The 222-nt window shown below is 54.1% G+C and carries 1 protein-coding gene; it reads right to left on the reverse strand.

Going from position 1 to position 222, the window contains the following annotated elements:
• Positions 1 to 222 (reverse strand): hypothetical protein (locus tag H6B10_RS16730; protein WP_204652491.1); only part of this gene is annotated, 222 nt, incomplete at both ends.

Consider the following 222-nt stretch of genomic DNA (forward strand, 5'->3'; position numbering starts at 1 on the left):
CATGAAAAAGCTGCTCCGCCAGTGCGGCGACGGGCAGCTGAATCTCCCGTCCGTAAAAGTATCCGCGCTGCGGGAACTGTTGTTTCCCCCGTTCAGATTGGTTCGGGACTGTGTGATCCTCATCACAGGCAAGAATCATGCAAAACCGGGCTTCCGGCTGCATGCACTTGAGTTGGAATGCCCACGTTTCGAGGGCTAATAACGCGATTTCAAATCCCTGTT

This window comes from Gemmiger formicilis, from assembly GCF_016901605.1.
GTDB classification, from domain to species: Bacteria; Bacillota; Clostridia; order Oscillospirales; family Ruminococcaceae; genus Gemmiger; species Gemmiger formicilis_B.